This window comes from Candidatus Omnitrophota bacterium (assembly GCA_028712255.1).
Classification (GTDB): Bacteria; Omnitrophota; Gorgyraeia; order Gygaellales; family Profunditerraquicolaceae; genus UBA6249.
The window spans coordinates 1-14,101 of record JAQTQJ010000007.1 but is presented as its reverse complement, the minus strand read 5'-3'; the positions used below and the strand labels follow the sequence as shown (position 1 = coordinate 14,101).

Sequence of the window (14,101 nt, the reverse complement as noted above, 5' to 3'; positions counted from 1 at the left end):
ATTTAAAAAGGCCCCTTAAAAGTCGCATCAGGAACGTCCAAGGGTTTATCTAAAACTTTCTCTGATCGTTGTGGTTTATTAATTTTTAACATTTTTTTAACAGTATTTATTATATCCTCAATCTGAGGATAATAATGATTAGACAATGCCCAGCCGGTCGGAGTCGGAGCATCCGGAAAGGTAATGCGTACTGGCGCACACTTGAGAGACTGATACGCTTTTTCTGCAACCTGTGCCAATATCTCTGAGGCAACAGAAAAGCTCCTCCAGGCACTATCAATTACAATTAACCTTCTGGTTTTCTTCACCGATTTTATAATCGTAAGTTCGTCCAGCGGTTTAATTGTCCTTAGATCTACAACTTCAATATTTATACCTTCATTTTTAAACAGTTCAGCTACCTTTATTGCTTCTAATGTCGTATAGGATGAAGAAATAATCGTCAGATCCTTGCCCTCCTTTACAACTTTTGCCTTGCCTAAAGGAATCCTGTATTTTTCTAAAGGGACATTACCCAAAGTATTATGCAGCCAGCGATGTTCAATAAAAATAACCGGATTATTATCCTCAACGGCAGAAACCAATAAACCTTTAGCATCATAGGGAGTTGCCGGCATAACTACTTTTAAACCCGGAATATGCGCAAAAAGCGCCTGCAGGCTTTGCGAATGCTGCGGCCCTTGCCCCCACCCGCGGCCCACTAACAAACGGATCACTATCGGTATCTTCATTTTTCCACCAAACATATAGTGCCATTTTGCGGCATTATTGATTATCTGATCCAGGGATAAAAGCATAAAATCAATACGTTGGTGAGTCAAGATAGGGCGCATTCCAACTAAAGCAGAGCCAATAGCAATACCAGTCATTCCGTTTTCAGCTACCGGCATATCCAAAACTCTTTTTGCGCCGAATTTTTTTTCAAGCCCAAGAGTAGTTCCAAAAACCCCTTTAGGGTCGGTAACACCCAGGCCCATAATATAAACTGAGCCATCATCCTGCATACATTGGGCTGTTGCTTCAAGAACTGCTTGCGCTAAATTTATTTGTCTATTCATAGATTAAAAGTTGATTAGAGATTGCTTCGGTCGCTTTGCTCCCTCGCAATGACACTAATTTTTACTTATTTTGCATACACATCCGAGAGCATCTCTTCAGTTTCCGGATAAGGGCTATTCTTGGCAAAACTGATTGCGCGATTTATCTCTGCCTGGATATTTCGCTTAAAACTTTCAATCCGCGAAAGACTCAAAATGTTGCCTTTGATCAATTTATCTTCTAATGAATCAAGCGGACATTTCTTTTTCCATTTTAAAAAATCTTCTTCTGTCCTATACCCTAAATCATTATCGAAATTAGGCCCACAGTGCTCTCTCCAGCGATAGGTATCAAACTCAAGAAAATAAGGCCCTTTTCCTTTACGGATATCTGCTACTGCTTTTTTTGCCAATGCATATACCTCAAATACATTATTACCATCACCTTTACTGCCCTTAATACCCAATGATCGAACTAAAGCTAAATTATCCCTTTCTTTAGGTTGGCGCACAGCTAAAGGAGAATAAACCGAGAAAAAATTATTTTCACAGATAAAAAGTACCGGTAGTTTTTTTAAAGAAGCAAAATTTAAACTCTCAAAAAATACACCCTCCTCTGTCGCCGCATCCCCAAAAAAGACAGCCGTTAGATTATCTTTTTCCTTCATCTGCGTGCCAAAAGCAACTCCGGTGGCTACAGGTATAATTCCACCAACAATAGGAGTCGTGCCTAATATGCCTACCGTTAAATCGACTAAGTGCATTGACCCGCCTTTACCCTTAGAACATCCAGTAGATTTGCCGTAAATTTCGGCGAGCATCTGTTTTAAATTACCACCCTTAGCCAGATAATGCCCATGTGAACGATGATTGCTTAAAAGATAATCTTTCTTCAAGAGGTTAGCGCAAACACCCACAGCAATTGCCTCCTGACCAATACATAAATGAACAGGGCAACGCATCTGTTGTTCTGCGTAGAGCTGGGCGATTTTCTCCTCTATCATACGGATGCGTAACATATGATAATATAAAAAAACAGCTATTTTCTTATCTATTTTCATGGCCTATTGCAGTTTAAGATTCTTCATTGTTTTAATGTTATAATATTTATCCTCATTTTTAAGATTTCCCGATTTAAAATGCAGCGCAATTTCCTTAATAGCATCATCAACGCAGTACCTTGGCTTAAAACCTGTATCTAGTAATTTCTGAGAACAAAGCCTGTAGGAGCGCGGATCATTGGATTCGCTGATAATAATCTCAGCGGGAACATGCTTAACCACTTTATTGGCTATATCAATGATAGAAATATTCTCAAAACCGGCGTTAAAGACACCATTTAACTTGGTACCCTTACCAAGAAAATGCAGGTAAACTCCAATCATATCTTTCAGATGGATATTCGGGCGAGTCTGATTACCACCTAATACGGTAATTTTTCCATTGGCTAACGCTTGCATAGTTAACATATTTACAGAAAGATCCAAACGCATGCGTGGAGAATATCCGCAGACCGTTGCCGGGCGTAAAATTTGAATACATATTCTATCCTGATAGCTCATTAATACCCGCTCACTAATCATTTTGGTTTTGTTGTAATCAGATATCGGAATAAGAGAAAGATCCTCAGTAACCAACGGCTCATCCTTGACTCCGTAAACACTGCCTGAACTGGCAAGGATAAACTGTTTTACCTTATGTTCTATCGCCCGCTCCACTAAACGCATGGTTGCTAAAACATTAACCTCCCATGCCAATTTAGAATTTAATTCACCGCAAGGATCATTGGCAATATTAGCCAGATGCATAACCGCGTCTATTCCCTGCATCGGAATATTATCAACATTACGTATATCTTCTTTAATGACTTTAAGATTTTTATGCTTAGCCAAATAATTGCCAAACCATTGAATATCTACTACGGTGGCTTGATGGCCTTGCGCTAAAAGTTCCTGAGTTAAAACTGTCCCTACGAAACCACAACCTCCCAACAACAGAATATTCATATGCCTCCTTTTTTACTTTAGAAACTAAGTAAAGTCATTCCGCCTTTTAAGAATTTATCTTTTTTGATTGAATCCGCATTGCCGATAATGCGCACCGCCTGCGCTCCCGCAAGTTGGCCCATAAAAGTAGCTAATTCTATCGGTAAATTTTTTACAGCCGCCAAAGAAGCTACGGAACAAAATGCGTCACCGGCACCCACGGCATCAACTACAGATTTTTCAAAAGGCATGCATTCACATTCCGGATGCCCGCTTTTTATTCCAATCGTATCCGTGGCGCCACGGGTTAACCAGCCGTAGCCAGCGGATAATCTGAGCTGTAACTTTTTTAACTCTTCAGAAAAATCAAGATTACGCTTACCACAGGCCAAAGTTAACTCTGTCTCATCCAATGAAAATGAATCTACGCGTTGATATTGTTTATCGATTATATTAAAACCGTAATTATAACTATTGGTCTGGCAATTAAGGGCAAGAAACGATGACTTCTTTTGGACAAGTTCGCGTACTTTCTCCTGCATAAAACCATGTCCAAAATCCATCACAATAACCAAATCATAATCTTTTATATGGCTATTTATAATGTCACAAGTTAGAGATAAGATTTTTTCGTTTACATATTGCTCCTCTATTACATTAATCGCAAATAATTTGGATAATTCTTTGCCTTCGGAAAGCGGCTCGACAAAACGCTGCTTGATAATCGTAGTAAAATCCGGGCTACGGATTATTTCATCTTCATCTGAACTTATATACCTGGATAATGTCGGCTCAACCCACTCTTCTGTACCCACTAAACTAATAAACTTAATATTAGGAGCAAATTGTTTTACATGGCGAAAAACCGCCAGCGCCCCTCCTGCCTGTATATCTTCGGATAAAAACCTTGTGGAAATAATGCGGTTTTTTGAAGTCAGGCCCTGCACCTTGACTGAAGAATACCGGTCAAAAATAATATCTCCAATAACTAAAACTTTTAGATCGCTAAATCCATCCACTATCTCCCGGAATTTTTTAGGTGAATATTTTTTCGCCAACTTTTTACAGAAATCTTTCATCCCAGGCGGATGAACTTCAAAATGGTTATTAAGCAGCTTGGTTGAACTAAACACTACCGAACCCACATAGCGCACCTGTCCACCTAAACGTTCCACAGCCTGAATATCATCATTGATATTCCCAGTTACGTCATTTTGGGGATCTTCATACTCTTTACCTTTGCAATAAATCTGGGCCTGGACGCATTCTATTGCCTCCTTGGCGGCGGCAAAAGGAACAACCACCACATAATCAATGTATTCTAAAGAAGCCAAATATTTAACTCTAAGCTCATCATTAAAATACGGGCGCCCTGGACCCTTGTTAACATGTTTCTCTGCGGTAATCGTTACTACCAATATATCGCCCAAAGCCTTTGCTTCTTCAAAATGAATAATATGGCCTGGATGAAGAAGGTCAAATGTTCCATGACAATGAACAATCTTTTTACCTTCTCTTTTGAGCTTAGAAAACACACGTGGCGCATCTTTAAAAAGAATGTTTTTCTTTGCACTAAGCATTATTACTCCTTATGAATATATTCAAACGGTTGTTTTTTTAATTCTGTAAAATTATCATTTACCCAACTAATAGTTTCGCCTATGCCGTCTTCCAAGCTAATAGTATCTGCCCAGGCTAATTCTTTGCGCAGCTTACTGCTATCCAACAAATATGCTGCATCCTTACCGGGGCGATCATCTACGATTTCTACAAGTTTTGTAAAATCTACCTTCATCATTTTACAAATCATCTCTACCAAACCTCTTATGGAAATATGCAAATCAGTGGATATGTGATAGGCCTCGCCTGAAACTCCGTTTTGAGCAATTTTCAAGGTAGCTGTCGCCACATCCCGAATATGGATAAAAGAACGCGTTGAGTGCCCTCCGCCATGCAATTGTAATTTTTTTCCAATCTTGATACAAAAAATAGTCCTGGGTATTATTCTGTATAGCTGTTGAGCTGGCCCATAAACATTGGCTGCGCGCGTAAAAACTACCGGAAACTTATACTGATTGAAAAAAGTCCGCAGGTGTAAATCGCAAGCGGCCCTAGAAGCAGCATAAGGCGTACTGGGATTAAACGGCGTTGACTCGGTAATTTTGCCGGTGCAATTACCGTATACTTCCGGAGTGGAAACATGAACATACCTTTTTAAAAAATCAAATTTTCTGATTTTGTCATGCAGCTTAACATTGCCGACAACATTAGTCTGATACCAATGTTCCGGATGTTCCCAGCTCTGGGCCACCATAGCCTGCGCGGCAAAATTCACAACATATTCCGGATGAAACTTATAAATAACATCGGCAATCTTATCTGTATCATTATTTAAATCAAGCTTCTCAAACTTAAATGAACCTAATTTAGTTATATCCCCCCATTTATATGGTAAAAACACATCGGGAAGTTCTTGGGAGCGGCTTATCCCCAGCACATCTATCCCTAAAGAAAGGCAGTATGCTACAAAACTTGAACCGGAAAAAGAATTACTTCCTATCACCACTAACTTTTTAGCCTGCTCAGCCATTAGACGGGCCTTTCTTAAACCACTGCATCAACATATGCCCTACTATTAGTTGCAGATCTTCTGCAATTTGCATATCTTTAACCGCAAAGTGAATTGGAATATCCACCAAGCTTAAACATTTACCTCCGTCAAATCCTAATATCGCGCAGGTTAAAATACCCATTTTTTTAGCAGCAGCTATTGCTTTTAAGATATTTGAAGAGTTCCCGCTTCCAGAAAGGGCAATGAGAATGTCGCCGGTGCCGCCTAATTGCTCCAATTGCGATGCAAAGATATTCTCATATCCGGTATCATTGGCTAAACAGGTTAAAATAGCCTGGTTTGCCGGTAAAGCTACAACTTTTGCGCCCTTACCTTTTGACCGCAAGCAGAGAAAATCGTTAGCAATATGTATGGCATTGGCAGCACTTCCGCCATTGCCGCATAAAAATATATGCCTGTCCTCCTCTTGAGCAGAAGATATTTTTTGAGCAAGCCGCTCAACAGTTGACCAGTCATAAGATTGCATGCAATTACTCAGACGGCCCTGATAACTATCAAAAAACTTTTTAATCATATTTTAATTTACCTCCCTTAATTTCATTCCCAGACTTTCCAGGGCGCCTTTTGCGCCTGCCAAAGCTGCTCCAACTCTCGCTTATCCCTAAGCGTATCCATACATTTCCAAAAACCAGTGTGCTTATACGCGTTAAGCTGCTTTTCCTTAGACAATTTTTCCAATGCTTCTCTCTCCCACACACTACTATCATCTTTAATATATTTAAATACCTCCGGCTCTAAAATAAAAAACCCGCCGTTAACCCATACTCCATCGCCGGTAGGTTTTTCATGAAAAGACAAAACATTGTGGTTACTATCTAGATCCAAAGCTCCAAACCTAGCATATGGCTGAGTAGCGGAAACCGTAGCATAAGCTGACTTTTTCTTATGAAATTCCAGGAGTTTTTTTAAATCGATATCCATCACCCCATCGCCATAGGTCAACATAAACGTTTCATCACCGATATATTTCTGGACACGCTTGATTCTGCCTCCAGTCATTGTTTTTATGCCTGTGTCAATAAGTGTAACCTTCCAGGGCTCAGCTTTCGATCCTAGAACTTCCACTTTGTTCTTGCCTAAATCTATGGTTACATCCGAAGAATGGATAAAATAATTGGCAAAATATTCTTTGATCATATACCCTTTATAACCTAAACAGATTATAAAATCATTAAAACCATAATGAGAATAAATTTTCATGATATGCCAAAGAATTGGTTTCTCTCCAATCTCAACCATGGGCTTAGGCTTTAAATCAGTTTCTTCACTTAACCTGGAACCAAGGCCACCAGCTAAAATTACTATCTTCAATCTATTTACCTCCTTGTCTACCTAGACAACACCCGCGCAATACAAATTAGCGCGGGGTGTCTAATTTCTTAGAACTTACTCATTAAAAATATTGCGAAACCTTATCTTTCACATAAGCTGATATTGCTAGCGAAGCAGTAAGGCCGGGGGATTCAATCCCTATTAAATTAATAAAACCGCCAAACCCCTTATCCGCTTCATCAGAAATCACAAAATCCCTAAAATCTCCTCCTGGCTCCTGAAGCTTAGGGCGTATGCCAGCAGTATCGGCATAAAGATCATCTTTGGAAATAAAAGGAATAAACTTCTGAGCTGAATCATAAAACTTTGCGCTATCCAAAGGATCAACCGAATAATCCTGAATGCGTGACTTTAAATATTCATCATCAGGGCCCAAACGTACACCGCCTGCCAAATCAACAGTTGCATGCACCCCCAAGCCCCCACTAGTTGGCTTTGGTACAGGATAAACTAACATTTTTAAAACCTTAGCCTTGGCGCTATTCAGGCGAAAATACTGGCCCTTACAATAATGAATATTATAGCGATCCTGCCCTAAATTAAAACCCGAATTCTGCGCCACAATATCAGAATCAAGTCCCCCAGAATTAATAACGGTTTTGGCTGTTAAACTCAGCTCATCAGCCCCATTCTTAATAACTAATTCGTAGCTGTCACCTTTTCTAGTAGAACGCAAAAAATCAGAATTATACGCAATCACTACCCCCTGCTCCTTAGCTAAATCAACTAAACAAGACATTAATTTATGGGAATCAATAATGCCGGTTTCCGGAGAATACAATGCTGCTATCCCAGAAATCTGCGACTGGAGGCTGTTAATTTCTTCCTTACCTATAAGGCGCAATCCTCCAACTCCATTTGCTAACCCAAGTTGATGTAGTTTTTCAAGAGCAGGGATTTCCTGAGTGTCATTGCGAGGAGGGCGAAGCCCGACGAAGCAATCTGTTCTTAGATTGCTTCCTGCTTCGCTTCGCTCGCAGCTTCGGCTTCATTCGCTCGCAATGACACTTTGGATAACATTCGTAAAATCAATACGTTACAGAAAATACTCGCTAAATTTTGGGTAATGTCCACCAAAACACAAAATCATGACTAATATTGCCTAGCCCTTTAACGATTTTACCAAAGTTTTCGGATCTTCAATCAAATCTGTAGCACTCCAGGCATCACTACAGTATTTCTTCATATATCCATACGGCAGATACCCATAGCCTTGATCCGCCCAATTTAGGCCCCAGGAATTTTTAAACTTAAAAATACCCAACTTATCATCATAGCCGCAGATACAGATAGCATGACCTCCCACCGGCTCTTCATTGCGCTTAGGCATATTGATAAAACCTTCCTCCTCTACCTTTTTAGTAAACCAGGATCTGAATACCTTTACCCCCGCCAAGAAAGGGCCGTTTACTAATAAACTACGCTTCATCTCAAGCAACGATTTAATTCGGGCATAAGCTTTAATCTTAAACTTTTTTGCATTAAGATTGGCGCCTTTTAATGGAAGGCTTCTCTGTTGCGGAGCATAAGGCCAAAATGATTCCTTACATACCCCATAATTCAATAACACTTTCATTGCGATACGCGGATATGTGCCTTCTTCGGATGGAGCGCCATCGAATCTTTTACACAAATTATAAAGAAAACGCGGAGAAAGCCTGATTAGCTTATGGTACTCTTTTTTATCCTGAAATTCCTTAACCCCGCTGACGGAAGCAAACGCAACACAAGTACCTTCATTCCCCTGGTCCCTTACCGGGCTCATTGCTTTAGTATAATCAAAGCTTACCGGGATAGAAACCACCGGCAAAACCAATCCCATCGGTATATCGCGTGAATCTTTTGGATCCTTAAGGCAACCAAGCGAAAATCTCATCTATAATTCTTAAAAGATTTACGAATCCAACTATAAATATCAGTTAAAACCAATTTAGCGGTTCTCCTGGGTTTCCAGCCTAACTCTTTTGTGACCTTACTATTATCACTTAAATAAATTGAGATATCACCCGGACGGGTGTTTGCATCGCTGGTAATTTTTATCTTATTACCGGTAATTTGCTGGCAAAGTTTAGTTATCTCATATAAAGAAAGATTCACTTCCCTGCCTCCCCCGACATTATAGACATTGCCGCTTATCTTAGAAAGCTCAAATACCTCAATATCAATTAAGTTAAACAGGTCATTCACATGCAAAAGATCACGCACTTGTTTACCCTTACCTCCAAAACCAATATACTTAAGCGGCTGTTTGAAATAATGCGCCAGCATCCAATAAGTAAACACTCCCTGGTCAACCTTACCAAATTGCCAAGGCCCGGCAATTACCCCGCAACGATTGATTACTCCCTTTAAACCATAATTAGCTATGTATTCCTGCAAGAGTAACTCTGAAGAAAGCTTAGTTGCTCCATATAAAGTTTTGGGGCCGCCAATCGTAAAATCTTCATTTATACCATCTTCTGACCAACCAAAAATATCCTGTTCTGGCTCCCATTCAAAACGAGTGCCAGTTTCAATTGTTTTAATTTTGTTTATGGCTTTGTAAGGATAAACTCTGCTGGTAGAAAGAAAAATAATATCCGCCTTCTGCTTACGGCATAGCTCCAGGCAATTAAGAGTGCCGACTAAATTAGTGTTTATAATATAAGGAGGATTATCGATGCCTGCCATAACTGAAGGCTCAGCAGAACACTCAATCATTAAATCAAAGTTAAAATCCAGAACTAAATCTTCGGGATTCCTGATATCGGCGTGAATAAAGTTAACCCCGTTTTCTTTTAAGCGGCTTATATTTTGTTCGCTTCCCCGGCGTTTAAGGTTATCCAAAGCATAAACTTTAAGCTTTGGATATTTTTGTTTAAAATCAACTGCCAGATTGCTGCCGATGAAACCGGCTCCCCCGGTAATCAATAAAGCTTTATATTTCATATCAACTCCTTTTGGGCTTGGTAAATTTCTTTGATTGTCTTTTCAATACCAAACTTATACTGCCAATCGGGATAATGTGACTGAAACTTAGAAACATTACTAACCCACCAGATATGGTCACCGATACGGTTAGTATCGATATACTCATAACTAAACTTTTCACCGGTTAACTTCTCACACCTCTCTATTGCTTCCAGTACCGAAACATTGGCAAACCTTCCACCGCCAATATTATAAACTTCTCCGCAGCGAGGATTCTTGAAATAATGATAAAACGCATTAACCAAATCAAATGAATGAATATTATCCCTGACCTGCTTACCCTTATACCCGTAAACTTTATATTTACGTTTTATTACAGCACACTTAACCAGGTATGACAGGAATCCATGCAGTTCTGCTCCTGAATGAGCCGGGCCAGTGAGGCAGCCTCCCCTGAATACTCCAGTCTTGAGATGAAAATACCGTCCATATTCCTGCGTCATAATATCTGCTGCAAGCTTAGAGGCGCCAAAAACCGAATGCAAACAATTATCAACACTCATTGTTTCATCAATACCATTGTAATATTTATGATCACTGGCTATTTCAAAACGTTTTTCTTTTTCAATTAGAGGCAGGCGGTTAGGAGTATCGCCGTAAACTTTATTCGTCGAAGTAAAAATAAAAACTGATTGCGGGCAAAACCGGCGCAAAGCCTCAAGTAAAACTAAAGTTCCAACTGCGTTTACGTTAAAATCTATTATTGGGTCTTTTGCCGCCCAATCATGGGATGGCTGGGCTGCCGCATGCACGACTAAAACGATATCTCGGCCATACTTTTTGAATATAGCGTAAATTTTATTTTTGCTGCGGATATCTACTGAATAATGGCGGTAATTTTTGTACAATTTCTCCAGCCGCTTTTTATTCCAAAGGATCGATCCATCCTGGCCAAAAAAGCTTTTGCGCATATTATTATCTATTCCAACGACATCAAAACCTTTTTGAGCAAAAAAACTTACCGTCTCAGAACCAATCAAACCGCAAGAACCAGTCACAATGACAACGGACATTATTCCTCCTAATTATATAGCCTATTAATATCTTTTAACTTACTCTCAAGCCAGGATTGATGGCTAAACGACCATGCAACAGTATATTTAAGGCCTTGGGCAAACTTGACAGCAGGGCGCCATCTGATTTTTTTATAAAGCTTTTTAGAATCCAAACTATATCTTAGATCATGGCCAAGGCGGTCTTTAACAAATTCAAATCTTTTTTGGCTGACTCCCAAGGCCTTCAACAAGAGTTTTACCGTATCGATATTCCTGCTTTTCTGGTTACTGCCTAAATTATAAACCTCTCCCAGAGTTCCTTTATTCATAATCGCCAGGATTCCTTTTGCGCAATCATCAACATAAAGCCATTCGCGGACATTTAGCCCCTTACCATAAACAGGAACCTTGCCTCCTTCTATAATTCTTAAGATTGCAAGCGGAATCAACTTCTCTGGATACTGCCAAGGGCCGTAATTATTTGAAGGCCGAATAATTATCGCGGGAAATTCATAAGTCCTAATATATGACTGCACCAACAGATCTGCTGCCGCTTTAGAAGCCGCATAGGGGCTGTTAGGTTTAATTGGGGAATCCTCATCAAACTTACCATTAGTAATCTCTCCATAAACCTCATCAGTAGAAATAAAAATAAATTTTTTTATGCCGAATTTACGGCTGGCATCCATAATAATCTGCGTACCTTTAATATTAGTTTCGATAAATGCAGTGGCATCATTGATACTGCGGTCAACATGCGATTCAGCAGCAAAATGGACAACGATCTGCGGCTTCTCTTCTAAAAAAATCCTCTCCATCCATTTTTTATTGCAGATATTGGCTTGATAAAAGGGGACAGCCCCCTTCAGGGACAGTCCCCTTTTATCGATATTTTCAAGCCGCTTAAGGTCGCCAGCGTAAGTAAGCTTATCAATAACAATAACCTCAAAGGAAGCATCCTTCGTCAACAACCTTACAAAAGCGCTTCCGATAAAACCGGCGCCACCGGTAACTAAGATTTTATGTACTCTTTTACGCATTCTTCTAAAACTAAATCGATGTTTCTGACTTTAAAACCAGTTTTTTCTAATTTGGCTGTAGATAGAAGCAAATTGGTCCGGGCTAACCCCAATTTTTTAAAATCGACTACTTTAAATTTAAATGAAGGCACATATTTTTGATAAATCTGCATGAGCCTGGGATAACCTAAAGCGCCTTTATTCACTACATTATAGACACCACAGGCGTCAATTTTTATCAGGTGTTTAACCGCCTGGATGAAATCGGGAATATAAGTTACCGAATTAGGGATATTAATTACCTTTTTATATTTTATAAGCTTATCCAAGATATTTTTCGGATGCTTGGCATTGAGTAGAGGTATCCTAATGCGCAAGATCAGAATATTATATTTTTTAGAAAGTATCTCAATTGCTCTTTCTGAATAGATCTTGCTGCGGCTATAAAAAAGTTCCAGATAATAATCCTGGCCTTGCTCTTTTATCGGCTTATCTTTCTTATAATCAAAATTAAATATACAGCCACTGCTAATATGCACTAATTTTATATTCCTGCGCAATGCCGCCTCAGCAAGCATTACCGGAACAAAACTATTTGCCAGTAAGGCCTGGTTTTTTTTCCTCTCGCAATCATCTACGCATCGGCTGCCGGTAATGCTAATACAATTAATAATTATTTTTGGATTATATTTTTTTATTAAATTCTCTGCATCGCTAAAACAGTTTATCATTGAGCCGTCAATCATACAGCCTAGTTCCTTTTGCAGCCTCTCTCCGATAAAACCTTTTCCCAAAATCAGAATTTTCTTATTCATCTTTAAACTAAACTTTTTAAGTATTCTCCGTAACCATTAGGTATGCTCTCGGCTAGCAGAGTTAGCTGTTTATTATTTATATAGCCCATCTGGTAGGCAACCTCTTCGATACAACCGATCTTTAACCCCTGCCTCTCCTCAATTATCTTGATAAAGATTGAAGCGTCAATTAACGATTTACTCGTTCCGGTATCAAGCCAGGCATGGCCGCGGCCAAGGAATTCAACTTTAAGCTTTTGCGCCTTTATATATTCATTATTCACTGCCGTAATTTCCAGCTCACCTCTTGCCGAAGGCCTGACCTTTTTGGCAATTTTAACCACATTATTATCGTAAAAATATAAACCTGAGACTACCCAATTAGATTTTGGTTTTCTTGGTTTCTCTTCAATTGAGATTACCTTGCATTTCTTGTTAAATTCAAGCACACCATAACGCTGAGGATCTTTAACATAATAACTAAAAATTATCGCCCCTTCTTTTAATTTAGCCATTCGCTGCAGTAATTCCGTAAGATTCTGGCCGTAAAATATATTATCTCCTAGGATAAGGCACACATTATCGCCTCCGATAAACTCTTCGGCAATGATAAAACTCTGGGCAATTCCTTTTGGCTCAAGCTGGGCTTGGTAAGAAAGCTTAATTCCTAAACTACGGCCATCGCCAAGCAAGTCTTTGAATAACGGGATGTCTTTTAGGGTTGAAATTATCAGAATATCCTTTATTCCGGCAAGCATTAAGACGGATAAAGGATAGTAGATCATCGGTTTATCATAAATCGGCAGCATCTGTTTGCAGATGCTTTTGGTCATCGGATAAAGCCGGGTGGCTTTACCTCCAGCTAAAATTATACCTTTCACCTAATCAATCTCTTTCTTTTTTCGGTAAACCGAATTTAAAGTATAAAAATATTAGCCAAGACAAAGTCAGCAAGGTTACTGCGTTTGCCAATATTATTATCGGATCTTTGCGATAAATCCCGTAAATTATCCACAAAAAGACTCCTGCGGAAAGCTGAAATAAAGTAATTAGGCTGACATCCTTGACTGAACGGGTCCTTAAGGACCTGGCTATCTGCGGGATAAAAGAAAAGGTGGTTAAAATAGCTGCTAAAATACCAATAATTGTCCAGAACATAACTGATAATTATATCGCTAAATAGTTGAAAAATAAAGGAGATTCTTACCTATGCATTAGCAAGATTAAAATGTCCTATTTCTAGCAACTTTAAAATGTCCTATTTTAAGGTTTTTAAAGAACGCCGGCCAATGCTTCTTCCGGGGCCTTCGTAGGATTCGACCCCACAAGCCTAAAAT

General features: G+C 39.3%; 15 protein-coding genes. All 15 read right to left on the bottom strand.

The annotated features are described in order from the left end of the window. Nucleotides 1–2 precede the first annotated feature (2 nt). Nucleotides 3–1,058, bottom strand: coding sequence for an alpha-ketoacid dehydrogenase subunit beta (locus PHC29_04390; GenBank protein ID MDD5108730.1), 1,056 nt, complete (start codon nucleotides 1,056–1,058; stop codon nucleotides 3–5). A gap of 65 nt (nucleotides 1,059–1,123) precedes the next feature. Then, entirely contained in the window at nucleotides 1,124–2,098 is a 975-nt protein-coding gene (locus tag PHC29_04385; GenBank protein ID MDD5108729.1) for a thiamine pyrophosphate-dependent dehydrogenase E1 component subunit alpha, read from the bottom strand. Nucleotides 2,099–2,101: 3 nt separating this feature from the next. Beyond that, nucleotides 2,102–3,043, bottom strand: coding sequence for an SDR family oxidoreductase (locus tag PHC29_04380; GenBank protein ID MDD5108728.1), 942 nt, complete (start codon nucleotides 3,041–3,043; stop codon nucleotides 2,102–2,104). Between the two features lie 17 nt (nucleotides 3,044–3,060). Beyond that, entirely contained in the window at nucleotides 3,061–4,602 is a 1,542-nt protein-coding gene (locus PHC29_04375) for a PfkB family carbohydrate kinase (GenBank protein ID MDD5108727.1), read from the bottom strand. A gap of 2 nt (nucleotides 4,603–4,604) precedes the next feature. Beyond that, nucleotides 4,605–5,612: a GDP-mannose 4,6-dehydratase gene (locus tag PHC29_04370; protein MDD5108726.1), complete on the bottom strand. Its 1,008-nt coding sequence runs from the start codon at nucleotides 5,610–5,612 to the stop codon at nucleotides 4,605–4,607. After that, nucleotides 5,605–6,165 (bottom strand): SIS domain-containing protein, encoded by a 561-nt coding sequence (locus PHC29_04365; GenBank protein ID MDD5108725.1) that lies wholly within the window; start codon nucleotides 6,163–6,165, stop codon nucleotides 5,605–5,607. Before PHC29_04365 ends, PHC29_04370 begins: the two co-directional genes overlap by 8 nt. Before the next feature lie 26 nt (nucleotides 6,166–6,191). Further along, complete coding sequence (gene rfbF / locus PHC29_04360; protein MDD5108724.1) at nucleotides 6,192–6,965, bottom strand: glucose-1-phosphate cytidylyltransferase; 774 nt, start codon at nucleotides 6,963–6,965, stop codon at nucleotides 6,192–6,194. A gap of 82 nt (nucleotides 6,966–7,047) precedes the next feature. Beyond that, the gene (locus tag PHC29_04355; protein MDD5108723.1) at nucleotides 7,048–7,884 is read right to left on the bottom strand and encodes an FAD-dependent oxidoreductase; all 837 of its coding nucleotides are present in this window, start codon (nucleotides 7,882–7,884) and stop codon (nucleotides 7,048–7,050) included. A 204-nt stretch (nucleotides 7,885–8,088) separates the two neighbouring features. Next, nucleotides 8,089–8,862 (bottom strand): C1 family peptidase, encoded by a 774-nt coding sequence (locus tag PHC29_04350; GenBank protein ID MDD5108722.1) that lies wholly within the window; start codon nucleotides 8,860–8,862, stop codon nucleotides 8,089–8,091. Continuing rightward, nucleotides 8,859–9,914 carry a GDP-mannose 4,6-dehydratase gene (locus PHC29_04345; GenBank protein MDD5108721.1) on the bottom strand — a complete coding sequence of 352 codons (1,056 nt, stop codon included), beginning with the start codon at nucleotides 9,912–9,914 and terminating at the stop codon, nucleotides 8,859–8,861. The genes PHC29_04350 and PHC29_04345 overlap by 4 nt, the downstream gene beginning before the upstream one ends. Beyond that, the gene (locus PHC29_04340) at nucleotides 9,911–10,969 is read right to left on the bottom strand and encodes an NAD-dependent epimerase/dehydratase family protein (protein MDD5108720.1); all 1,059 of its coding nucleotides are present in this window, start codon (nucleotides 10,967–10,969) and stop codon (nucleotides 9,911–9,913) included. Before PHC29_04340 ends, PHC29_04345 begins: the two co-directional genes overlap by 4 nt. 8 nt (nucleotides 10,970–10,977) lie before the next feature. Beyond that, nucleotides 10,978–11,991 carry a dTDP-glucose 4,6-dehydratase gene (rfbB, locus tag PHC29_04335; protein MDD5108719.1) on the bottom strand — a complete coding sequence of 338 codons (1,014 nt, stop codon included), beginning with the start codon at nucleotides 11,989–11,991 and terminating at the stop codon, nucleotides 10,978–10,980. Continuing rightward, a complete protein-coding gene (locus PHC29_04330; protein ID MDD5108718.1) occupies nucleotides 11,964–12,785 on the bottom strand; it encodes a sugar nucleotide-binding protein in 822 nt (273 codons plus the stop codon). The genes rfbB and PHC29_04330 overlap by 28 nt, the downstream gene beginning before the upstream one ends. Nucleotides 12,786–12,787: 2 nt before the next feature. Next, a complete protein-coding gene (gene rfbA / locus PHC29_04325) occupies nucleotides 12,788–13,645 on the bottom strand; it encodes a glucose-1-phosphate thymidylyltransferase RfbA (protein ID MDD5108717.1) in 858 nt (285 codons plus the stop codon). A 4-nt stretch (nucleotides 13,646–13,649) separates the two neighbouring features. After that, nucleotides 13,650–13,922 (bottom strand): SemiSWEET transporter, encoded by a 273-nt coding sequence (locus PHC29_04320; GenBank protein MDD5108716.1) that lies wholly within the window; start codon nucleotides 13,920–13,922, stop codon nucleotides 13,650–13,652. Nucleotides 13,923–14,101 lie beyond the last annotated feature (179 nt).